Origin of the sequence: Paraburkholderia podalyriae, from assembly GCF_014397785.1 — a bacterium.
In the GTDB taxonomy this organism is placed as follows: domain Bacteria; phylum Pseudomonadota; class Gammaproteobacteria; order Burkholderiales; family Burkholderiaceae; genus Paraburkholderia; species Paraburkholderia podalyriae.
Genome location: NZ_VZQQ01000022.1, coordinates 57,323 through 78,096 on the forward strand (window position 1 = coordinate 57,323; position 20,774 = coordinate 78,096).

A 20,774-nucleotide genomic window follows, 5' to 3' on the forward strand; every position below is an offset into this window, starting at 1 on the left:
TCAAATGCGCACGCAATCGACGAAGTATTCGATGCGTCCGTTGACCATTTCGCCGACCAGCCCGTGGATGTCCGTGTGGAAGCCCGGGAAGCGCTCGTTGAACTCGCGCGCGAAACGCAGATAGTTGACGATGGTCCGGTTGAAACGCTCGCCCGGGATCAGCAGCGGAATACCCGGCGGATACGGCGTCAACAGGATCGACGTGACACGGCCCTCCAGTTCGTCGATCGGAACCCGGTCGATCTCGCGGTGCGCGAGCTTCGCGAACGCGTCGGACGGCTTCATCGCCGGCTCCATGCTCGACAGGTACATCTCGGTCGTCAGACGCGCGATGTCGTTCGCGCGATACACGCTGTGGATCTGCTGGCACAGGTCGCGCAAGCCGACGCGCTCGTACATCGGATGATGCGCGACGAACTCGGGCAGCACGCGCCACAGCGGCTGGTTGTTGTCGTAGTCGTCCTTGAACTGCTGCAGCTCGGTCACCATCGAGTTCCAGCGGCCCTTCGTGATGCCGATCGTAAACATGATGAAGAACGAGTACAGGCCCGTCTTCTCGACGATGATGCCGTGCTCGGCCAGGTACTTCGTGACGATCGCGGCCGGAATGCCGGTTTCGCCGAAGCCGCCGTCCATGTCGAGACCCGGCGTGACGATCGTCGCCTTGATCGGGTCGAGCATGTTGAAGCCTTCGGCGAGCGGGCCGAAGCCGTGCCACGCGTCGTTAGGGCGCAGCATCCAGTCCTCGCGCGAGCCGATGCCTTCCTCGGCGAACTGGTCCGGGCCCCACACCTTGAAGAACCAGTCGTCGCCGTATTCGGTGTCGACCTTGGTCATCGCGCGGCGGAAGTCGAGTGCTTCAGCGATCGACTCCTCGACGAGCGCGGTGCCGCCCGGCGCTTCCATCATCGCGGCGGCCACGTCGCACGACGCGATGATCGCGTACTGCGGGCTCGTCGACGTATGCATCAGATATGCCTCGTTGAAGCGGTGCTTGTCGAAGCGGCTGTTCTTCGAATCCTGCACGACGATCTGCGATGCCTGCGAGATGCCGGCGAGCAGCTTGTGCGTGGAGTGCGTCGCGTACACCATCGCGCCGATGCGCGGGCGGCCCGCGCCGATCGCGTGCATGTCCTGATAGAACTCGTGGAATTCCGCGTGCGGCAGCCACGCTTCGTCGAAGTGCAGCGTGTCGAGCCATTCGCCCAACATCTCCTTGATCATCTCGACGTTGTAGATCACGCCGTCGTAGGTGCTTTGCGTGATCGTCAGAATGCGCGGCTTCAGGTTCGGGTTCTTCGCGAGCGCTTCGCGCGCGAACGGGTTCGCCTCGATCTTCTTGCGGATGTTCTCCGGTTCGAACTCGCTGCGCGGAATCGGGCCGATGATGCCGAAGTTGTTGCGGGTCGGCGTCAGGAACACGGGAATCGCGCCGGTCATCGTGATCGCGTGCAGGATCGACTTGTGGCAGTTGCGGTCGACCAGCACGATGTCGCCGGGCGCGACCGTGCCGTGCCAGACGATCTTGTTCGACGTGGAGGTGCCGTTGGTCACGAAGAACACGTGGTCGGCGCTGAAAATGCGCGCGGCGTTGCGCTCCGAGGCTGCGACCGGACCCGTGTGGTCGAGCAGTTGGCCGAGTTCGTCGACCGCGTTGCAGACGTCGGCGCGCAGCATGTTCTCGCCGAAGAACTGGTGGAACATCTGGCCGAGCGGGCTCTTCAGGAACGCGACGCCGCCCGAGTGACCCGGGCAGTGCCACGAGTACGAACCCTCTTCCGCGTACTGCACCAGCTCCTTGAAGAACGGCGGCGCCAGCGAGTCGAGATAGACCTTCGCCTCGCGGATGATATGGCGCGCGACGAACTCCGGCGTGTCCTCGAACATGTGGATGAAGCCGTGCAGTTCGCGCAGGATGTCGTTGGGCAGATGCCGCGAGGTGCGCGTTTCGCCGTACAGGAAGATCGGGATATCGGCGTTGCGGCGGCGCACTTCGGTCACGAACGCGCGCAGCGCGACGATCGCGGCCGCGAGTTCGGGCGTCTCGCCTTCGACGACCACGTTATCGACGTACGGCAGCAGTTCGTCGTCGTCGATCGACAGGATGAAGCACGACGCGCGGCTCGACTGCTGCGCGAACGAGGTCAGATCGCCGTAGCTCGTCAACCCGAGCACTTCCGCGCCTTCTTTCTCGATGGCTTCGGCCAAAGCCCGGATGCCGGAACCCGAGATGTTCTCGGAGCGGAAATCTTCGTCGATGATGACGACGGGAAAACGGAACTTCATGGGCGATTCTCCAAAAAGAAAACGACCGCTGCGTTACGTGGAAAGCGCAGCGGTCACCCGAATAACTGGTCGGTCAAGACGCTGCCGACGTCACGTTTTCGGCAACGTGACGCCGTGTTGACCTTGGTATTTGCCGCCGCGATCCGCGTACGACGTTTCACAAATCTCGTCGCTTTCGAAAAACAGCACCTGGGCGACGCCTTCGTTCGCGTAGATTTTCGCAGGCAAAGGTGTCGTATTCGAGAATTCGAGCGTGACGTGCCCTTCCCATTCCGGCTCGAACGGCGTCACGTTGACGATGATCCCGCAGCGCGCGTACGTCGATTTGCCGAGACACACGGTCAGCACGCTGCGCGGAATGCGGAAATACTCGACCGTGCGTGCGAGCGCGAACGAATTCGGCGGGATGATGCAGACGTCGCCCTTGAAATCGACAAACGACTTCTCGTCGAAGTTCTTCGGATCGACGATCGTCGAGTTGATGTTGGTGAAGATCTTGAATTCGTCGGCGCAGCGGATGTCGTAGCCGTAGCTCGACGTGCCGAAGCTGACAATCTTCCGGCCGTCTTCGGAGACGCGAACCTGATCGGGCGCAAACGGCTCGATCATATTGTGCGACTCGGCCATGCGCCGGATCCACTTGTCAGATTTGATGGTCATAGGTGAACGCTGCTCGGCGTGAATATCAGGTGTGACGAAAGATAGATGAAAAACGGCCGGCCGGCGCTTCGGCGCCCAGCCGGCGAAGGCCGCTATTTTACGCGATCACGGAGATGCTGCCGCCGCTGCCCGTTGGCAGAGCGGCCAAAGCGCGCTCGCCGTTCACTGCTGACGAATCACGCCGCAGGCGATCGCCGCGCCCGCGCCATGCTGAGGGTACGCGTAGGGATCGGTCGCGTCGTGGTGCAGCAGCACCGCGCGCTGCAGCACCGAGCGGATGCCGTCGAGCGACACGTCCGGCGCGACGATGAAGCCGGTGGCCACGCCGTTCGCGTCCGCATGGATGTTACCGAGATCGCCCTCGACGCGCGCGCCGGCCTTGAGCCGCTCGGCCGCCGGCGAAAATACCGGACCGGCGCTGGAGCCGTCGGCGGCGTTGCAGTCGCCGCGCTCGTGCACCTGCAGCGCGTGGTCGCTATTGGGCGGCAAGCCGGTGAGATTGTAGGTGACCTGGACGCCGTCCGAGCGCTCGATAAAGGTCACGAGGCCGTGCGCCTGATTGCCCACGGTGGGCAGCAGTTGCGCGTCGGCGCGCTTTTCCTGTGGCCTCAGGAAGACGCCACAGCCGCTGAACAGCACACAGCTGGCAGTCAGGACGATGAACGCATGTACCGCGTGCCCGTCGATTCGTTTTCCCATGCGATCCTCTTGTCGGCCTGGCGGCCGCCCCTGCGGCCGCCGAGCCGGACTTGTGAAGTCGACATGATACCGCGAGAGCCCATGAAAATAGGGATCGAGATCGCCCCTAATCCCTTGTCCGAGCGGCCGCTCAGGTGTTCTGCACGACGATGTTCGGAAACTTCGAGCTCATGTCGCGCGCGCGCTCGGCGATATGCACCGCGACCTTGCGCGCGATCGAGCGATAAATCTGCGCGATGCGCCCGTTCGGGTCCGCGACGACCGTCGGTTTGCCCGAGTCGGCCTGCTCGCGGATCGTGATGTCGAGCGGCAGGCTGCCGAGCACGTCGACGCCATATTCCTTGCCCATGCGCTCGCCGCCGCCGGCGCCGAAGATGTGCTCCTCGTGGCCGCAGTTCGAGCAGATGTGCAGGCCCATGTTCTCGACGATGCCGAGGATCGGGATGCCGACCTTCTCGAACATCTTGAGGCCCCTCTTCGCGTCGAGCAGCGCGATGTCCTGCGGCGTCGTGACGATCACGGCGCCCGTGACCGGAACGCGCTGCGCGAGCGTCAGCTGGATGTCGCCGGTGCCGGGCGGCATGTCGACGATCAGGTAATCGAGTTCGTGCCAGTTGGTCTGGCGCAGCAGTTGCTCGAGCGCCGAGGTCACCATCGGGCCGCGCCACACCATCGGGTTGTCCGCCTCGATCAGGAAACCTATCGAGTTGGCCTGCACACCATGGCCGGTCATCGGATTCATCGATTTTTCGTCGGGCGATTCGGGGCGTCCCTCGATGCCGAGCATCGTCGGCAGCGACGGGCCGTAGATATCGGCGTCGAGAATGCCGACCGACGCGCCCTCGCTCGCGAGCGCGAGCGCGAGATTCACCGCGGTCGTGCTCTTGCCGACCCCGCCCTTGCCCGAGGCAACCGCGACGATGTTCTTCACGCCGGGCAGCAGCTTCACGCCGCGCTGAACGGTGTGCGCGGCGATCTGCTGCGAAACCTCGACGCGCACGTTCGCGACGCCGGGCACCGCGCGCAGCGCGTCGGCGAACTGCTGGCGGATCGCGTCGAACTGGCTTTTCGCCGGGTAGCCGAGCGTCACCTGAAGGCTGACCGCGTCGCCCTCCACGGCCACGTTGCGAATGCTCTTCGCGGCCGCGTACGGCGCGCCGGTGTTAGGGTCAGCGATGGCCGCGATGGCGGCGTCGACCAAAGCCCGATCAATGCTCATTGAAACTCCGTGGGGAATAGGTGCGGCGCGGCGAGATGGACCGATCGGCCACGCGGCGGAATTTGCAAGAAATTGTTATGCAGGATTGCGAAAACCGGACGGGCCGGGCACCCTTCGGGGCACCGGGACGCCGTGGGGTCGCATCGCTGCGCGGTTCAGGCATTATTGTAGTGTCTGACGGCAGACGGTGCCCGAAGACCCTTCTTCGCTGTCGGACCGCGCGGAGCAAGGCGCAGCAGTCATCACCGAACTTTCTGGGTGGTCGCTGCAGGGCCGTCATATTCGCTGCATAGGCTGATCGCCACCCGCTGGTTTATTCGCACTAAAAAGGAAACGAAGATGAACGCAAAAATCATGACTCGCATGGCCGTATTCGCAGTCGCCGGCTCGCTGATGGCAGGCTGCGCGACCCAACAGGGCACGAACACCGCCGTCGGCACCGGCGTGGGCGCCGGCACCGGCGCGGCGCTCGGCGCGATCTTCGGCGGTGGCAAGGGCGCGGCAATCGGCGCGGCTGCCGGCGCGGCGGTCGGCGGCGTCACCGGCTACAACTGGGACAACATTCGCAACCGCATGTCGGGCGCGACCAAGGGCACCGGCACGCAGATCACCGAGCAGCCGGACGGCTCGCTCAAGCTGAACATCCCGAGTTCGGTCACGTTCGACACCAGCAGTTACGCGATCAGGCCGTCGTTCGCGCCGGTGCTCGACCAGCTCGCGCAGACGCTGCAGCAGAATCCCGAAGTGGTCGCATCGGTCGTCGGCCACACGGACAGCACCGGCTCGCTGCAATACAACGAGACGCTGTCGGTCAATCGCGCGCAGAGCGTGACCGGCTATCTGGCGCAACGCGGCATCGCGCCGCAGCGCCTGTCGGCCACCGGCATGGGCCCGAACCAGCCGATCGCCGATAACAACACCGAAGCCGGCCGCGCGGCCAACCGTCGCGTCGAAATCTATCTGCGCGCCACCGCCCAACACGCGACGCAATAAGGGCAGGTCTCAAGGAGCAGGAGCGGCCGGGCTGGCCGGGCTTTTCAGCCGCGCAGGCCTGGCGGGCGGAGCGGGCCGCTGCACTGGTTTGTCGACGGTTCGAAAAAAATTTCGAACTCTGCCGAAAATCCGCGGTCTCTCTTTACGGTACGTGGCTGGCGAAGCCGTCACGGCACCATTCTCCTCTTGTCGTTGTTGCTCCGGGGTTTAGCGACCCCGGTTTTTTTTGCCCGCGCGGTTTTGCACTTGCTTCGCAAAGCGTCGCTGGCCGTCCGCCACCCCAGCGCCCGTCCCTTCTGCTGCCCTCGTCCAGCCCGCCGCGCCCGGCCCGCCTGCGGCGTGCGCCCTGCTAAAATCACCGTTTCGTCCCATCGCAGGCACCCTCGATCCCTATGTCAGCACCCGCCACCGATCTCCCAGCAGGCGCGCTCTCCGGCCGTCGTCAGATTCTCGTCACGTCGGCCCTTCCGTATGCGAACGGCCAGATTCATATCGGCCATCTGGTCGAATATATCCAGACGGACATCTGGGTCCGGGCGCTGCGAATGCACGGTCATGAGGTCTACTACGTCGGCGCCGACGACACGCACGGCACGCCGGTCATGCTGCGCGCGGAAAAGGAAGGCCTGACACCGAAACAGCTGATCGATCGCGTGTGGCAGGAACACAGGCGCGACTTCGACAGCTTCGGCATTTCGTTCGACAACTACTACTCGACCGATTCCGACGAAAACCGCGTGCTCAGCGAAAACGTGTACCTCGCGCTGAAGGAAGCGGGGCTGATCGACGCGCGCGAGATCGAACAGGCGTACGACCCGGTCAAGGAAATGTTCCTGCCGGACCGCTTCATCAAGGGCGAGTGCCCGAAGTGCGGCGCGAAAGATCAATACGGCGACAGCTGCGAAGTCTGCGGCTCGACCTACCAACCCACCGAGCTCATCAATCCGTACTCGGTCGTCTCGGGCGCAACGCCGATTCGCAAGACTTCGACACACTACTTCTTCCGCCTGTCCGATCCGCGCTGCGAGAACTTCCTGCGCGCGTGGGTCGGCGGCCTCGCGCAGCCGGAAGCGACCAACAAGATGCGCGAGTGGCTGGGCGACGCCGGCGAAGCCAGACTCGCCGACTGGGACATCTCGCGCGACGCGCCGTACTTTGGCTTCGAGATTCCGGGCGCGCCCGGCAAGTATTTCTACGTGTGGCTCGACGCGCCGATCGGCTATTACGCGAGCTTCAGGAACCTCGCCGAAAAACGCGGCATCGACTTCGACGCGTGGGTCCGCAAGGGCTCGATGGCCGAGCAGTACCACTTCATCGGCAAGGACATCCTGTATTTCCACACGCTGTTCTGGCCCGCGATGCTCGAGTTCTCCGGCCATCGCACGCCGACCAACGTGTTCGCGCACGGCTTTTTGACGGTCGAGGGCGCGAAGATGTCGAAGTCGCGCGGCACCTTCATCACCGCGCAAAGCGTGATCGACACCGGCCTGAACCCGGAATGGCTGCGCTACTACTTCGCGGCCAAGCTGAACAGCACGATGGAAGACCTCGACCTGAACCTCGACGACTTCCAGGCGCGCGTGAACAGCGATCTGGTCGGCAAATACGTGAACATCGCGAGCCGCGCGGCCGGCTTCCTGATCAAGCGCTTCGACGGCCGCGTGCAGGACAGCGCGATGCATCATCCGCTGCTCGGCACGCTGCGCGCGGCGCTTCCGCAGATCGCCGCGCACTACGAGGCGCGCGAGTACAGCCGCGCGCTGCGTCAGACCATGGAGCTCGCCGACTCGGTCAACGCCTACGTCGATACCGCGAAGCCGTGGGATCAGGCGAAAGACCCGGCCAACGCGGTCGCGCTGCACGAGACCTGCAGCGTCAGCATCGAGGCGTTCCGTCTGCTGTCGCTGGCACTGAAGCCGGTGCTGCCGAAGCTCGCCGAAGCGGTCGAGGCCTTCCTCGGCATCGAGCCTCTCGTGTGGGCCGACGCCACCGTGCCGCTCAGCTCGGCGCGCCCGATCAACGCGTACAAGCATCTGATGACGCGCGTCGATCCGAAGCAGATCGAGGCACTGCTCGCGGCCAATCGTGACTCGCTGCAGGCCACGCCGGAAGCCGCGCCGGCCGACGCGAAGGCCACCTCGAAGAAAACCGCCAAGGCCCCCGCCGCGAAGGAAGAAGAGCCCGCCATCATCACGATCGACGATTTCGCGAAGGTCGATCTGCGCATCGCGAAGATCGTCGACTGCAAGGCCGTGGAAGGCTCCGACAAGCTGCTGCAACTGACGCTCGACGTCGGCGAAGAGAAGACCCGCAACGTGTTTTCGGGTATCAAGTCGGCGTATCAACCCGAGCAGCTGATCGGCAAGCTGACCGTGATGGTCGCGAACCTGGCGCCGCGCAAGATGAAGTTCGGTATGTCCGAGGGCATGGTGCTGGCGGCATCGGCGGTGGACGAGAAGGCAGAACCGGGCCTCTACGTGCTCGAGCCGCATAGCGGCGCGAAGCCCGGCATGCGCGTGAAGTAACGCCGACGTGAGGCGCCCGCTGGCGCCTCACGCCTCGCACCTCGCACCTCGCACCTCGCACCTCGGACCTCGCACCTCGCACCTCGCACCTCGCACCTCGCACCTCGCACCTCGACAAGCAAGTATGACGATAACGGCACGCTGCAAAGCGTGCCGTTATGCTTTTTTACGCCGCCCACATCACCACTTGATCCGATCGAAGCGCCGCGTATACAACACGTCGGTGCCATAGAACGTGCCTCCATACACGACCAGCGACCAGTACCGCGTCAGATTGATCGTCGCCTTGATCGCGTTGCTGGCCGACTGCAGCCCCTGCTCGTAGCCGATCACGAGCCACTCGTTGATCGCCTTCGACACCATCACGACCTGCGGATCGGTCAGACCGACGTCGCTGCGGCCGATCGAAAACTCGTCGAGCCCGACGGTCTGCGCGATCCGCTTGCCGGTCGCGCTGCCGAGCAGCGCCAGCGCCGTCGTCATCGTGCTCTGCTGGCCGAGGTTATTGCCCTGGTCGGTGCCGTGGCCGAACAGCAGCCATGAGAGTTTCTCGTTGTCCGGTACGCTCGGCTCCGACACGAGCCGAGCGACCGGCGCCTGCAGCGTGCCCGTCACCTGCACGCCCGCCTCGACCTGCTGGTTGCGGCGCATCGCGAGGATGTTGATGCCCGGATTCGTGACCGGACCGTTGAACGTGAAGAAGCCGTTCTCGATCGCGAGCTTGCGGCCGAACGCGGTATAGGTCGAACCCGGCGTGACGCGGACGTTGCCGACGGCGCGCAGCGGCGTGTTCGGCGCGCTCGTCGCGGTGATCGCTCCCGCGAGGCCGAGATCGGCGCCCTGGCTGCGGAAGCGGAAGTTGTTGCCGAGGCCGATCTCGATGTTGGCGCGCGGCGCGAACGGGCTCGCCGGCCGCTGCTGGCCTTCGCTCGGACGCGGCCGGCCGCCCGTGCGTGTGCCGTCCGGACGGATGATCACGACGTCGTCGCCGAGGCTCGGCGCAGCCTGCTCGGGCATATCGAACAGCGCGCTGTCGACCACGAACTTGCCGTCGATCACGGGGCCGCGCTCCGCGCCGCCGTTCGCGATGTTCGCGCTGCCCGACAGCGACAGATGACGGTCCGGCGACGCGAACACGTCGAGCTTGTCCGCGACGATGCTCGCGCTCAGATCGGGCTCCGAACCGTCGAGGCGCACGCGGCCGGTCGCGCGCAGCGTGCCGCTCGCGCCGTGGAACTCGACCTGCTGGAAGTCCACCACGTTCTGCGACAACGCGATGCGCACGACGCCGTCCTTCAGTTGCACGCCCTGGCTCACGACCGTCGCGGACAAACCGTCGCCGGTCAGCGCGCCGGTCAAGTTCGGCTTCGCGACCGTGCCGCCGAGCGCGAGCTTCAGCGCGAGACGGCCCTCGAGCAGATAGCTCGGGCCGAGCAGGCCGCCCGTCGTGCGCAGCGACGGCACGTTCGCGTTGACGTTGCCCGACAGCGCGCTTTGCGGATCGAAGCTCAGCATGCCGTCGCGCATCACGAGCGGGGTGTGCGCGTCGGCGTCGATCACGCCGACGCGGCTCGCCTGCGCATGCACGGTTGCGTTCAGCCGGTCGCCGCCGGTGAATTCGGCGCGCGCGCGGATGTCGCCGATGCCCATCGACGCGAGCCCGCGACCGATCTCGACCGTCACGTCGCCGCTGCGCCGGCGCAGTTCGATGTGGCCGCTCGCCATCGCGCCGAGCGAAAAGTCCCAGTCGCCGTCGAACACAAGGTCGGTGCGCGCGGCAGGCGGCTCGCCGGTGATCTCCTGACGCAGTTCCTGCAAGCGCGCGAGCGACACGTCGGTCAGGCTGCCGGCCGACTGGATGCGGCCGCGATCGAACGCGAACGACTTCAGCGTCAGCACCGAGCCCTCGATCGTCAGGCGCGTCGCGCCGAGCGTCAGATGCCCCGGCCCGGCGCTGAGCGCGAGCGGCGCTTCGAGATTGACCGCCGGCGTGCCGCGATTCTGCAGACGCGTGACGGTGCCGTCCCAGCGCGAGCCGTCGCGCGTGTCGGTCAGCCTGCCGTTGGCGGCGAGCGTCAGGTCGAGCGGACGCTCCTGCAGCTTGCCGGTCGCGGCGGCTTCGAGCGTGTGATTCGCGCGCGTGCCGGACAGGCGGGCGCTCAGCGTGGTGAGGTCGACACCGCCCGCGCTGACATTGCGCGCGTCGGTCGTGAACGCGAGCGCGCCGTTCGCGCCGTCGCGCAACTCGGCATGGCCTTGCGCGTGGCCGATGCGGTTGCTCGCGAATACGACGCTGTCGGCCTTGTAATTCAGCGCGACGTTCGGATGCGCGAACGAGCCGGTAAGGTCGCCGTCGGCCGCGACCGCGCCCGCGAGGCCGAAGCCGAGCCGATCGAGCTGCGGCGCGTCGATGCCGAAGCGCAGCCGGTCGCCGGCCGCGCCGAAGCTGCCTTGCAGATTCACCTGGTTGCCCGCCACGGAAAGATTCGCGCGGCTCGGCAGGATTCGCGAGCCGGCCAGCTGGATCGTGCCGCCGCCGGTGAGCGGCAGGTCGTCGTAGACGCTCGGACCGAGCTTGAATTCGGCGCGCGTCGTGAAGACCGGCGCGAGCACGCCGACCGCCGTCAGCGTGGCGTTCACGCGCGCCTCGATCCTGCGCGCTGGCGGGGCTGCGTGCGGGGCTGCGTGCGCCGCTGCATGCGCGGCTGCGCGTGGCGCGGGGGTCGCGCGATGCGCGGGCGGTGGCGTCCTGCGCTCGAGCACCTCGGTCTGCACCGCGGCTTGCGCGGTGTTCTTCGCGATGGCCGCGGCCTGATCGCCGGGCGCCGCGCTCTTCGCGCCAGCGGTGCTACCCACGAGCGCCGCGGCCCGCGCGTGCCGCTCGCGCTGCGCGCCACTCGCCCCTGGCGCACCGGATGTCGCGACCGGCACGCGCGCCGGCATCTGCGAAGCCAGCGACAGCGGATCGAAATCGGTCAGCTGCGCCTTCAGGTTATAAGTCGAGTTCGCATCGTGCTTCAGCGCGCCGGACAGGTCGATGCGGCCGCGGCCCGACGTGATACGCACGTCGTTGAAGCTGATGCGCGCCGGGTCGAACGTGATCTTGCCCTGGGCGCGCAGCGCGGCGGCGGGGTCGGCGAGATCCAGCGTCAGGGTCTGGATGTCGTCGTTCAGGCGGATACCGATCGGACCGGATAGTTGCGTCGGCCGCACGGTTCTCTGCAGCGCGTTCAGGTCGAGCCGCGCGACCTTCAGATCGAGCTGGCCGTGCCGGCCGCTCAGCGCGCCGCCGCCGGTGAGCGTCGCGTTGCGCACGAGCCGCACGTTCAGGTTCGAGATGCTCTGCGCGCGGGCGTCCACGCGCACGTCCGCGTTCGCGTCGATCAGCGGCAGCAGTTTCTGGTCGATTGCGCCGGGTTTCGCGTTGACGATCGAGATGTGGCCGGCGACGGCGAAACCTGTCGCCGGTTCGGCCGGCGCGTGGTCGCCCCCGATGCCGTGGTGCGGATGGCTGCCGGCGGCAGGTCCGGCCGCGCTGGCGCCGCCGGCCGCCGCCGCGCCTGGCTCCACCGGCTGCAACTCCGCGCGCACCGCCAGATCGGCCAGCGGCGCAGCTGGCGCGAAAGCCTGCGGGTTGACATGATCGAAGCTCAGCGTCGCGCGTTGCAGCGGCACCGCGGCGAACGGCGCCGCCTCGACCCGCGCGTGGCCGTTGAGCTTCATGCCGCCCGCATCGAGTTCGGCGACCAGCTGTTCGAGCGTGCCGCTCAGGTGGCCGGCCACCTGCACCGCTTCATCGCGGACCTTGCCCGAATAACCGACCTCGCCCGTGAGCGGAAACGGCCGCACGCCATCGAGCTTCGCCGCAGCCGTCAACGCCCCGAACGGCGTATCGAGCCGATCGATCGCCGCCTCGTGATGACGCCCGTCGCTGCGTCCATGAAACGCGAAGCGCGACAGCTCCGTCGTCGATGCGCCCTGGTGCAGCAGTAGCCGCTCGACCTGCACGTCGCGGATCTCCAGCTGCATCGGCAGTTGCAGATCCTGCGGCAGGTTCAGCGGCTCATTGCTGCTCGACGACGCGCCGATCCGCGCCTCGATCGTGCCGACGTGCAGGTAATCGATCGTGAACCGCCACGGCTCGCGCGCGAGCGCCCAACTGCCGGCGACGCGGTCGATCTCGATGTCGGTGCCGCTGCCGTCGAGGCTGCGCCAGCGCACGTCGCGCAGCTGCACGCCGTGCGCGAGCGTGCCGCCGTCGAGCGTGCCGGCAAGCCGGCCGCCGAGCAGCTTGACGGCCGCGTGCCACGCATAGGCGGTGCCGCGCTCGGTCGTCAGCGCGCCGTACAGCAGGCCGAGCGCGAGCGCGGCGAGCAGCACCAGCATGACCACCGTGCCAGCGACCGTTTTCAGCAGCAGCCGGCCCCAGCGCTGCTTCGGCGGCGGCGTGTCGGGCGGCTGTTGGCCATCCGGCGGTCCTGGCGGCGTGGCGCCTGGCGGCTGCGCGGAGGGCGGGTCGGTGACGTCGGTGGTCATGCGTGAATGCGGTGGCGAATAAGGTGGCGGATGAGGTAGCGGGTTGTCGTCGAGACGTCAGAACGCGATGCCGAGCGTGATATACGGCCGCACGCTGTTGTTGCGGATGCCGTAGGCGAGATCGAGGTTGACCGGGCCGACCGGGCTGCGCCAGCGCGCGCCGACACCGACGCCCGGATAGAAGATTTTTTCGCCCCAGGTATCGGTCGCCGTGCCGATGTCGAAGAACGCGGCCGCACCCCAGTTGTGCGAGAACCAGTGCTGGTATTCGGCCGCGCTCGTCAGCAGGTATTTGGTCGGCAGAATCGAGCCAGCGACGTCGTTGCCGATGCTCTGGAAGCCGTAGCCGCGCACCGAGTTCGAGCCCCCCGCGCGGAACAGCAGCGACGCCGGAATGCCGCTCGAGCTGCCGCTGGTGAAGACGCCGCCGAGCTCCGCGCGGATCAGCACGATGTCGTTCTCGCCGATCGGGAAATACTGCTGGCCGCGCGCGTAACCGCGGATGAACGACTGGTCGGCGAGCAGCCCCTTGACCGCGAAGCCCGCCTCGACGTGGACCAGGTTGCCGCGGCGCGGGAACAGCGGGTCGTCGGTGTCGCGCCGCGTCCACGACCATGCCGGCACCAACGCGTGCGCGCGGGTCGGCGGCGCCGCATTCTGGTCGAGCTTATCGTCGTAGAACAGCAGCGAGTAGCTGTAGTCGAGGAACTGCGACGTGCGCGAGCGCTGCACGCCGCCGCGGATGCTGTAGATGCGCGTGTCGGAGACGTCGGTGGTCGTGTACGACGCGAGCACGCTATTGGTCCACCCGCGCTGGCCCGGCGGCATCGACAGCTGAATCTGCCCGTATTGCTGCGTCTGGTCGGCGCGTCCCTCGACGGTGAACGGCCACGCCGCGCCGAACGTGTTCAGATACGTGTAGCCGCCCTGCACGAGCGCGCCGTTGTCGGTCGAATAGCCGACGCCGCCGCGGAAGCTGTGGTACGGAAACTCCGACACCTTCACGTGTACCGGCGTGTTCACGGGCTTGGTCGGGTCGTTGTCGAGGTCGATCGCGACGCTCGCGAAGTACGGCGTGTTCTGCAGTTGTCGCTGCAGCTCGGCGACGGTGCGTGTGTCGTAGATGTCGCCCGGCGAGATCGGATTGACGTTACGGACGATGCGCTCCGGGTAGCGCTTCGTGCCCTGCACGTCGAGTTCGCCCATCGTGAAGGTCGGCCCGCTGTCGTAGATCACCGAGAGCTTCGCCGTGTGCGTGCGCGGATCGACCAGCGCCTCGGAGTGGTAGATCTTCGCGGCGAGGTAGCGGCGCGATTGCAGCTCGCGCAGCGACGCGTTCTTCGCGTCGTCCCAGTCGCCCTGCGAGAACGGCTGGCCCTCGTGCAACGAGAACGCGAAGCGCGTGGCGTTTTCGCGCGACGGGTCCTCGGTCAACACCGCGCCGCGAAACGACAGATCGACCGACGTGACCTTGGTCTGCGGGCCCGCCTCGACGCGCACGGTGACTTGCCGCACGTCGTCGACGGTGCGCACGTCGGTGCTGACCAGCGGCGAGAAATAGCCCTGCGTCGCGGCGAGATCGCGCACCTGTTGCGGCGTCGCGGTGATCAGGAACGAGAACTGGTCGTCGGTGACGTCGGACCGCTTCGCGAAACGGGAGATATCGAGGTGCTGTTCGAGCAACCGGCGCAGCGAGCGCGGCTCGGCTATTACCTCGATCTTGTAGCTCGGCGCCGTGCGCGCCGCGTGGGCGTGGCCCGCGGCCAGCAGCAGCATCAGCAGACCGATGCCGTAGGCGAGCGACACGCGCAGCCAGCGCCGCGCGAGCGCCTCGCGCTCACGCGCGTGCCCGCGCCCTCGCGCCTGGCCGGTCTCGCCGCGCGACGCACGCGGCGTGTCGATCGTACCTCCCGCCAAACAGGACCTCCGGCCTCAATGAGTGAATTCTCGCGCCCCCGGCCGCGCAAGCGATCGAGGCATGCTATTTGACCACAACGCGACCCTCGCCGGCCTCTCTCGTGCCCCCGGCGGAGCCCCGCGCCTGGTCTCAAAAATGATCCGCCCGCGGCGTTGTTCGACCGCGCGCGGCGCATGCGTTAAAATCGCGGACGACGGTGCCCTCCTCGCGGCGCCCCGCAGCGGCCCAAGAGCCGCCACCCTACCCACCACGGACGTCGAGCCATGTATCAATCGGACATCACCCAGTTCCTGAACCAGCTGAAGCAACAGAAGCCCGATCTGGAGACCGAGCAACGCAAAGGCCGCGCACTGCTGTGGGACAAACAGCCGATCGATCTGGAAGAGCGCGCCGAGCAGAAGGCTTCGCGCGTGCAGCAGACGCCTTACTCGTACTACCAGAACTTCTAAGTCCCCCAGTCGCGCCGACGATGAGTCACGCTGACGAGCTACACGGCCCGGCTCACGGTCCGGTTTACGGCCCTGCGCCGGCACCGTCCGACGCCGCGCTGTCCACGCCCGCCACCGACTCGACGCCCGACACGGTCGACGGCGTCGCTTTCGCGCGCCTATATGGCGAGCCGCTGTTCAAGCTGCCGAACGACCTGTACATCCCGCCGGACGCGCTCGAGGTGTTCCTCGAGACCTTCGAGGGGCCGCTCGACCTGCTGCTCTACCTGATCCGCAAGCAGAACTTCAACGTGCTCGACATCCCGATGGCGGATGTCACCGGGCAATATCTCGGCTACGTCGAGCAACTGCGCAAGACCAATCTCGAACTCGCGTCCGAGTATCTGCTGATGGCCGCGATGCTGATCGAGATCAAGTCGCGCATGCTGCTGCCGGTCAAGAAGGCCGACACCGGCGAGGAAGCCGAAGATCCGCGCGCCGAACTGGTGCGCCGCCTGCTCGAATACGAGCAGATGAAGCTCGCCGCGCAACGCATCGACCAGTTGCCGCAGCTCGGGCGCGATTTCCTGCGCGCCGAGGTCTACATCGAGCAGAGCGTCACGCCGCGTTTCCCGGACGTGAACAGCGAAGACCTGCGCGCCGCCTGGGCCGACGTGATCAAGCGCGCGAAGCTGGTCCAGCATCACAAGATTTCACGTGAGGAGCTGTCGGTGCGCGAGCACATGAGCATGATCCTGCGGCAGTTGCAGAACGCGCGCTTCATCGAGTTTTCCGATCTGTTCGACACGAGCCGCGGCGTGCCGGTCGTCATCGTGAACTTCATCGCCGTGCTCGAGTTGTGCCGTGAATCGCTCGTCGAAATCACCCAGGCGGAGCCGTTCGCGCCGATCTATGTGCGGCTGGCGTATCTGCCGGCCTGAGTGCTGAATGACGGACGCACGACGGCTGGACCGTGGGAAAATCGTTACCAACCGTCGCAGCGAAGCCTGGCGGGCCTCAGCGGGAAGTGCGTGGCGAGCGCGTGGCGCGCCGCTGTGGACCGCAACCGCGTTTCGGTGCGCCCGCTGCCCAAATCCACTACAATCCGCGCTCCGAACCCGTCATTGCCGGTGAGGCGATGGCCCGCGCGATTCCGGCAGGTCTTGCGCCAACCGGATTCGCGCGCCGCGCGAGCCTATCCCTGTCCGATCATGAAAGTCATCAGCTCGATCCATGAATTGCGCGACCAGTTGCGCGGCCAGAATCGGACGGCCTTTGTGCCGACGATGGGCAACCTGCACGACGGCCATCTGTCGCTGATGCGCCTCGCGCGCCAACACGGCGACCCGGTGGTGGCGAGCATCTTCGTCAACCGCCTGCAGTTCGGCCCGAACGAGGATTTCGACAAATATCCGCGCACGCTCGAAGCCGACATCGAGAAGCTGCAGAAGGAAGGCGTCTACGTGCTGTTCGCGCCGACCGAACGGGACATGTACCCGGAGCCGCAGGAGTATCGCGTGCATCCGCCGCACGATCTCGGCGACATCCTCGAGGGCGAATTCCGCCCCGGCTTCTTCCACGGCGTCTGTACCGTGGTGATGAAGCTGATGTCGTGCGTGCAGCCGCGCGTCGCGGTGTTTGGCAAGAAGGATTACCAGCAGCTGATGATCGTGCGCCAGATGTGCCACCAGTTCGCGCTGCCGACCGACATCATCGCCGCCGAAACCGTGCGCGACACCGACGGCCTCGCGCTCAGCTCGCGCAACCGGTTTCTGTCGCCCGTCGAGCGCGCCGAGGCGCCGATGCTGGCCGCCGAATTGAATCGCGTGCGCGACGCGGTGCTCGCGGGCGAGCGCGACTTCGCGAAGCTCGAACAGGCGGCCAAGGCGACGCTGGCGGCGCGCGGCTGGAATCCCGATTACATCGCGGTCCGCAAGCGCTCGAACCTGATCGCTCCGGGCCCGCAGGACGCTGACGCACCGCTCGTCGTGCTGGCCGCCGCGAAGCTCGGCACGACCCGGCTTATCGACAACCTCGAAATCTGACGTCGCAACCGTCGGCGCCACCGCAGCCACACAGGATTGATCATGCAACGCAATATGCTGAAGTCGAAGATTCACCGCGTCGCGGTCACGCACTGCGAGCTCCACTACGAGGGCTCGTGCGCGATCGACGAAGACCTGCTAGAAGCGGCGAACATCGTCGAAAACGAGCGCATCGACATCTGGAACATCAACAACGGCGAGCGCTTCTCGACCTACGCGATCAAGGGTGAGCGCGGCAGCGGCATGATTTCGCTGAACGGCTCGGCCGCGCGTCGCGCGCAACTGGGCGATCTGGTCATCATCGCGGCGTTTGCGGTGGTCGACGAGGCGGAGCTGAAGGCGGGCTGGAAGCCGGACCTCGTATTCGTCGATGAAAACAACAAGATCAAGGGCAGCCGCGACCACGTGCCCACGCAGGCCTGGAGCTGAGCGAGGCCGGTTTGCGGCCGGACTGATGGCGGGTAGTCACCTCCCGCCTCAGCCCTTCTTCCCCGCGCCGTTCGTCCACTCGACGATCGGCTGCCACTGCTCCAGGTCCTTCTCGACGCGGCTTTTCGCGACGTCCCACAGCGTCAGGCCGTGCGCCGCGAGCTGCACGTAGTTCTGCGTGTCGCGCAGAAAGCCGAGCACCGGCAGCTTCAGTCCTTCGACGAAGCGATGCAGCTGCTCGGCCGAGCGCGTGCGCGCATCGACGCGCATGCCGACCACGCCGATCTCGATCGCACCCTTCCTGACCGCCTTTTCCTTCGCGAGCCGCTCGAGAAATTCCTGGGTCGCAAGAATATCGAACAACGACGGCTGCAACGGCACGATCACCTTGTCGGCGAGATCGAGCGCGAGGTTCAGGCGATTGCCGTGCAGGCCGGCTGGCGTGTCGACGACCGCGTGCTCGAGGCCCTTCGGCGGCTTGGCCGGCGTATCCGGATTGACCTCCCAGGTCTCGATGACCGGCAACGTGGCGGGTCGTAAATCGAGCCACGCCTGCGCGGAGTGCTGCTTGTCGAGGTCGGCCAGCGCGACCCATTCGCCCTCCGCGGCGAAATAGCCGGCCAGATTGGTCGATAGCGTGCTCTTGCCCACGCCGCCCTTCGGATTCGCCACCACGATCACCGACATGAAATCTCCCGGAAAGAAGGCTGGACGCTGCCAGCCGGTTTGCCGCGTTATTGCTCTGTTCCCGCCGATCCACTGTGACCGGCGCCGGCGGGCTCCACAGTCGCTGCCGTTCGAAGTTCGGCTTTCAGGTACGCCCCCGGTCCTTTCAGGTACGCCCCCGGTCCAGCCGTTGATAATATCGACAAATCCAGCGCGGCCGAAGCCCCCGCATCGCGAATCGGCCGCTCCGACGCACCGTTTTTTTTAACAAGGACCTGAATCTGATGAGCAAACTGCGCCCGGAATACACCGTCGAACGCCTGCAGGAGCGCCAGAAGGGCAAGCTGCCGGACCTGCTGGGCCTGCGCGTGCTGACCGTGGACCAGGGCACGCTGCTCGCCGAGCTGACCGTGCGCGAGGCGCTGCTCGCGCCGAACGGCTTCCTGCACGCGGCCACCGTGATCGGCCTCGCCGACACCGCCTGCGGCTATGCGTGCCTCGCGCATCTGCCCGACAACGCGCGCAACTTCACGACGATCGAGCTGAAGAGCAACTTCCTCGGCACCGCGACGCAGGGCACGATCCGCGCGGTCGCGAAGGGCGTGCATCTTGGGCGCAGCACGCAGGTCTGGGACGCGACGGTCACCGCTGCGGATGGCAAGACCATCGCACTGTTTCGTTGCACGCAGATGGTGTTGTACTAAGCGCACGGTCCGCGCGGCCGTTGCATTCGATCCGCTGAGTCAGCCCGGCGTAACGCGTCACCCCATCGCCGCGAACAGTCTGCCCATATCGACGTGCGCGGCAAGCGTATCGGCCAGCCGCTCCAGCGACGCCTCGCGCAGCGCCGGATAGTCGACCGCCTCGGCATCGCTCAAACCCGCCCACGCGAGCAGCGCCGCGCAGGCGGCCGGCGTGTCGAACAGGCCATGCACGTAGGTCGCGAGAATCTGGCCATCGGCGGACAACGCGCCATCGGGACGGCCACAGTCGACGCCGCCCTCGCCTGCGACCGCACTGTCTAGTCGCAGCGCCGGCGTGTCCAATGCCGGGCCGCCCGTCTCGCCCATATGAATCTCGTAGCCGGCGACGTCCGGCGCACCGGGCAGCGCAAGGCGCCCGGTCACGTTCTTCAGCGTCTTGTCGCGCGTGAGCACCGTCGCATAGTCGAGCCAGCCGAAGCCGGCGAAGGTGCCCGGCGCGCCCTCGACGCCATCCGGATCTGCGATCTCATGGCCGAGCATCTGCATGCCGCCGCAAATGCCGATCACGCGGCCGCCGTAGCGCAGATGCCGCGCGAGCACGTCGCCCCAGCCTTGCGCGCGCAAAAACGCGAGGTCGTCCGGCACGTTCTTCGAACCCGGCAGGATGATCAGATCGGCGGACGGCGCCGGCGCGCCCGCGCGCACGTAGTGAAAATCGACCTGCGGATGCGCGCGCAACGCGTCGAAATCGGTGTGGTTGCTGATGTGTGGCAGCACCGGCACGACCACGCGCAGCAGACGGCGCGAATCGCCGCTTGCCGCCGCGCGCAGTTCGGGCGGCAGCATGTCCTCGGCGTCGAGCGTCAGGCCATGCAGGTAAGGCACGACGCCGAGCACCGGCTTGCCGGTCCTCGCCTCGAGCCAGTCCAGCCCGGGCTTTAGCAGGCCGATGTCGCCACGAAAACGGTTGATGATGAAGCCGCGCACGCGCGCCTGCTCGCTGTCGGACAGACACGCGAGCGTGCCGGTCAGATGGGCGAACACGCCGCCGCGATCGATGTCGGCGACCAGCACGACCGGGCAATCGACCGCCTCCGCGAAGCCCATGTTCGCGATGTCGCGCTCGCGCAGATTGATCTCGGCCGGACTGCCCGCGCCTTCGACGAAAATCGTGTCGTACGACGCGCGCAGCCGCGCATACGACTCCAGCACCGCCTCGAACGCGACCGGCTTGTAGTCGTGATACGCGCGCGCGTCGAGATTGATGCGCGCCTTGCCGTGGATGATCACCTGAGCGCCGCGATCGCTGGTCGGCTTCAGCAGCACCGGATTCAGATCGGTATGCGCGTCGATGCCCGCGGCGAGCGCCTGCAATGCCTGTGCGCGGCCGATCTCGCCGCCGTCGACGCTCACCGCGCTGTTCAGCGCCATGTTCTGCGGCTTGAACGGCGCAACCCGCGCGCCCGCGCGCCGCGCGAGCCGGCACAGTCCCGCGACCAGCGTGCTCTTGCCCGCGTCGGACGTGGTGCCCTGGATCATCAGCGTGCCGCGCGGCACGGGCAGGGGGTCGGGGAGAGCGGCCATTCGGGTCGGGGATGCAGGTGGAATGTGGACAGTGGCGTTGCCATGCAGCGCATGGCGCACGCTGCGCAGTGCGATGCAATCG

15 protein-coding genes are annotated in these 20,774 nt (G+C 66.6%); 7 read left to right on the forward strand and 8 right to left on the reverse strand.

Annotated features, from left to right (window positions below):
* From F6X42_RS24220 to apbC, 4 genes are all read right to left on the reverse strand, one after another.
* Positions 1–2,286 carry an arginine/lysine/ornithine decarboxylase gene (locus F6X42_RS24220; protein WP_187636618.1) on the reverse strand — a complete coding sequence of 762 codons (2,286 nt, stop codon included), beginning with the start codon at positions 2,284–2,286 and terminating at the stop codon, positions 1–3.
* A 90-nt stretch (positions 2,287–2,376) separates the two neighbouring features.
* Positions 2,377–2,946, reverse strand: coding sequence for a dCTP deaminase (dcd, locus tag F6X42_RS24225; RefSeq protein WP_187636619.1), 570 nt, complete (start codon positions 2,944–2,946; stop codon positions 2,377–2,379).
* A 162-nt stretch (positions 2,947–3,108) separates the two neighbouring features.
* Positions 3,109–3,645, reverse strand: coding sequence for a superoxide dismutase family protein (locus F6X42_RS24230; protein WP_187636620.1), 537 nt, complete (start codon positions 3,643–3,645; stop codon positions 3,109–3,111).
* Between the two features lie 130 nt (positions 3,646–3,775).
* Positions 3,776–4,864: an iron-sulfur cluster carrier protein ApbC gene (apbC, locus tag F6X42_RS24235; protein ID WP_187636621.1), complete on the reverse strand. Its 1,089-nt coding sequence runs from the start codon at positions 4,862–4,864 to the stop codon at positions 3,776–3,778.
* A gap of 339 nt (positions 4,865–5,203) precedes the next feature.
* Between apbC and F6X42_RS24240 the strand changes: the two genes are divergently transcribed.
* Entirely contained in the window at positions 5,204–5,857 is a 654-nt protein-coding gene (locus F6X42_RS24240; protein WP_187636622.1) for a YiaD family glycine zipper/OmpA-like lipoprotein, read from the forward strand.
* Between the two features lie 392 nt (positions 5,858–6,249).
* Positions 6,250–8,382 carry a methionine--tRNA ligase gene (gene metG, locus F6X42_RS24245; RefSeq protein ID WP_187636623.1) on the forward strand — a complete coding sequence of 711 codons (2,133 nt, stop codon included), beginning with the start codon at positions 6,250–6,252 and terminating at the stop codon, positions 8,380–8,382.
* A gap of 180 nt (positions 8,383–8,562) precedes the next feature.
* Here the strand turns inward: metG and F6X42_RS24250 are convergent, their stop codons facing one another.
* Both F6X42_RS24250 and F6X42_RS24255 read right to left on the reverse strand, forming a co-directional pair.
* Positions 8,563–12,918, reverse strand: coding sequence for a translocation/assembly module TamB domain-containing protein (locus F6X42_RS24250; RefSeq protein ID WP_187636624.1), 4,356 nt, complete (start codon positions 12,916–12,918; stop codon positions 8,563–8,565).
* A gap of 57 nt (positions 12,919–12,975) precedes the next feature.
* A complete protein-coding gene (locus F6X42_RS24255) occupies positions 12,976–14,835 on the reverse strand; it encodes an autotransporter assembly complex protein TamA (RefSeq protein WP_187636625.1) in 1,860 nt (619 codons plus the stop codon).
* A gap of 264 nt (positions 14,836–15,099) precedes the next feature.
* On the opposite strand from F6X42_RS24255, the gene F6X42_RS24260 reads away from it, so the two are divergent.
* From F6X42_RS24260 to panD, 4 genes are all read left to right on the forward strand, one after another.
* Positions 15,100–15,285 (forward strand): DUF3460 family protein, encoded by a 186-nt coding sequence (locus F6X42_RS24260; protein WP_187636626.1) that lies wholly within the window; start codon positions 15,100–15,102, stop codon positions 15,283–15,285.
* A gap of 20 nt (positions 15,286–15,305) precedes the next feature.
* Entirely contained in the window at positions 15,306–16,205 is a 900-nt protein-coding gene (locus F6X42_RS24265; RefSeq protein WP_187636627.1) for a segregation and condensation protein A, read from the forward strand.
* 270 nt (positions 16,206–16,475) lie between these two features.
* Positions 16,476–17,309: a pantoate--beta-alanine ligase gene (gene panC / locus F6X42_RS24270; RefSeq protein ID WP_187636628.1), complete on the forward strand. Its 834-nt coding sequence runs from the start codon at positions 16,476–16,478 to the stop codon at positions 17,307–17,309.
* Between the two features lie 42 nt (positions 17,310–17,351).
* Positions 17,352–17,738: an aspartate 1-decarboxylase gene (gene panD, locus F6X42_RS24275; protein ID WP_018431692.1), complete on the forward strand. Its 387-nt coding sequence runs from the start codon at positions 17,352–17,354 to the stop codon at positions 17,736–17,738.
* 48 nt (positions 17,739–17,786) lie between these two features.
* Here the strand turns inward: panD and F6X42_RS24280 are convergent, their stop codons facing one another.
* A complete protein-coding gene (locus tag F6X42_RS24280) occupies positions 17,787–18,425 on the reverse strand; it encodes a ParA family protein (RefSeq protein ID WP_187636629.1) in 639 nt (212 codons plus the stop codon).
* 263 nt (positions 18,426–18,688) lie between these two features.
* Here F6X42_RS24280 and F6X42_RS24285 point away from each other — a divergent pair, with 263 nt between their 5' ends.
* On the forward strand, positions 18,689–19,108 hold the full coding sequence (locus tag F6X42_RS24285; protein WP_187636630.1) for a PaaI family thioesterase: 420 nt from the start codon (positions 18,689–18,691) through the stop codon (positions 19,106–19,108).
* A 57-nt stretch (positions 19,109–19,165) separates the two neighbouring features.
* Here F6X42_RS24285 and F6X42_RS24290 read toward each other — a convergent pair whose 3' ends face one another.
* A complete protein-coding gene (locus tag F6X42_RS24290; protein WP_187636675.1) occupies positions 19,166–20,692 on the reverse strand; it encodes a cobyric acid synthase in 1,527 nt (508 codons plus the stop codon).
* Positions 20,693–20,774: the final 82 nt, after the last annotated feature.

Excerpts from the sequence above, each read along its gene's own strand:
- F6X42_RS24220 (WP_187636618.1), bottom strand. The coding sequence starts at position 2,286 with ATGAAGTTCCGTTTTCCCGTCGTCATCATCGACGAAGATTTCCGCTCC.
- dcd (WP_187636619.1), bottom strand. The coding sequence starts at position 2,946 with ATGACCATCAAATCTGACAAGTGGATCCGGCGCATGGCCGAGTCGCAC.
- F6X42_RS24230 (WP_187636620.1), bottom strand. The coding sequence starts at position 3,645 with ATGGGAAAACGAATCGACGGGCACGCGGTACATGCGTTCATCGTCCTG.
- apbC (WP_187636621.1), bottom strand. The coding sequence starts at position 4,864 with ATGAGCATTGATCGGGCTTTGGTCGACGCCGCCATCGCGGCCATCGCT.
- F6X42_RS24240 (WP_187636622.1), top strand. The coding sequence starts at position 5,204 with ATGAACGCAAAAATCATGACTCGCATGGCCGTATTCGCAGTCGCCGGC.
- metG (WP_187636623.1), top strand. The coding sequence starts at position 6,250 with ATGTCAGCACCCGCCACCGATCTCCCAGCAGGCGCGCTCTCCGGCCGT.
- F6X42_RS24250 (WP_187636624.1), bottom strand. The coding sequence starts at position 12,918 with ATGACCACCGACGTCACCGACCCGCCCTCCGCGCAGCCGCCAGGCGCC.
- F6X42_RS24260 (WP_187636626.1), top strand. The coding sequence starts at position 15,100 with ATGTATCAATCGGACATCACCCAGTTCCTGAACCAGCTGAAGCAACAG.
- F6X42_RS24265 (WP_187636627.1), top strand. The coding sequence starts at position 15,306 with ATGAGTCACGCTGACGAGCTACACGGCCCGGCTCACGGTCCGGTTTAC.
- panC (WP_187636628.1), top strand. The coding sequence starts at position 16,476 with ATGAAAGTCATCAGCTCGATCCATGAATTGCGCGACCAGTTGCGCGGC.
- panD (WP_018431692.1), top strand. The coding sequence starts at position 17,352 with ATGCAACGCAATATGCTGAAGTCGAAGATTCACCGCGTCGCGGTCACG.
- F6X42_RS24280 (WP_187636629.1), bottom strand. The coding sequence starts at position 18,425 with ATGTCGGTGATCGTGGTGGCGAATCCGAAGGGCGGCGTGGGCAAGAGC.
- F6X42_RS24285 (WP_187636630.1), top strand. The coding sequence starts at position 18,689 with ATGAGCAAACTGCGCCCGGAATACACCGTCGAACGCCTGCAGGAGCGC.
- F6X42_RS24290 (WP_187636675.1), bottom strand. The coding sequence starts at position 20,692 with ATGGCCGCTCTCCCCGACCCCCTGCCCGTGCCGCGCGGCACGCTGATG.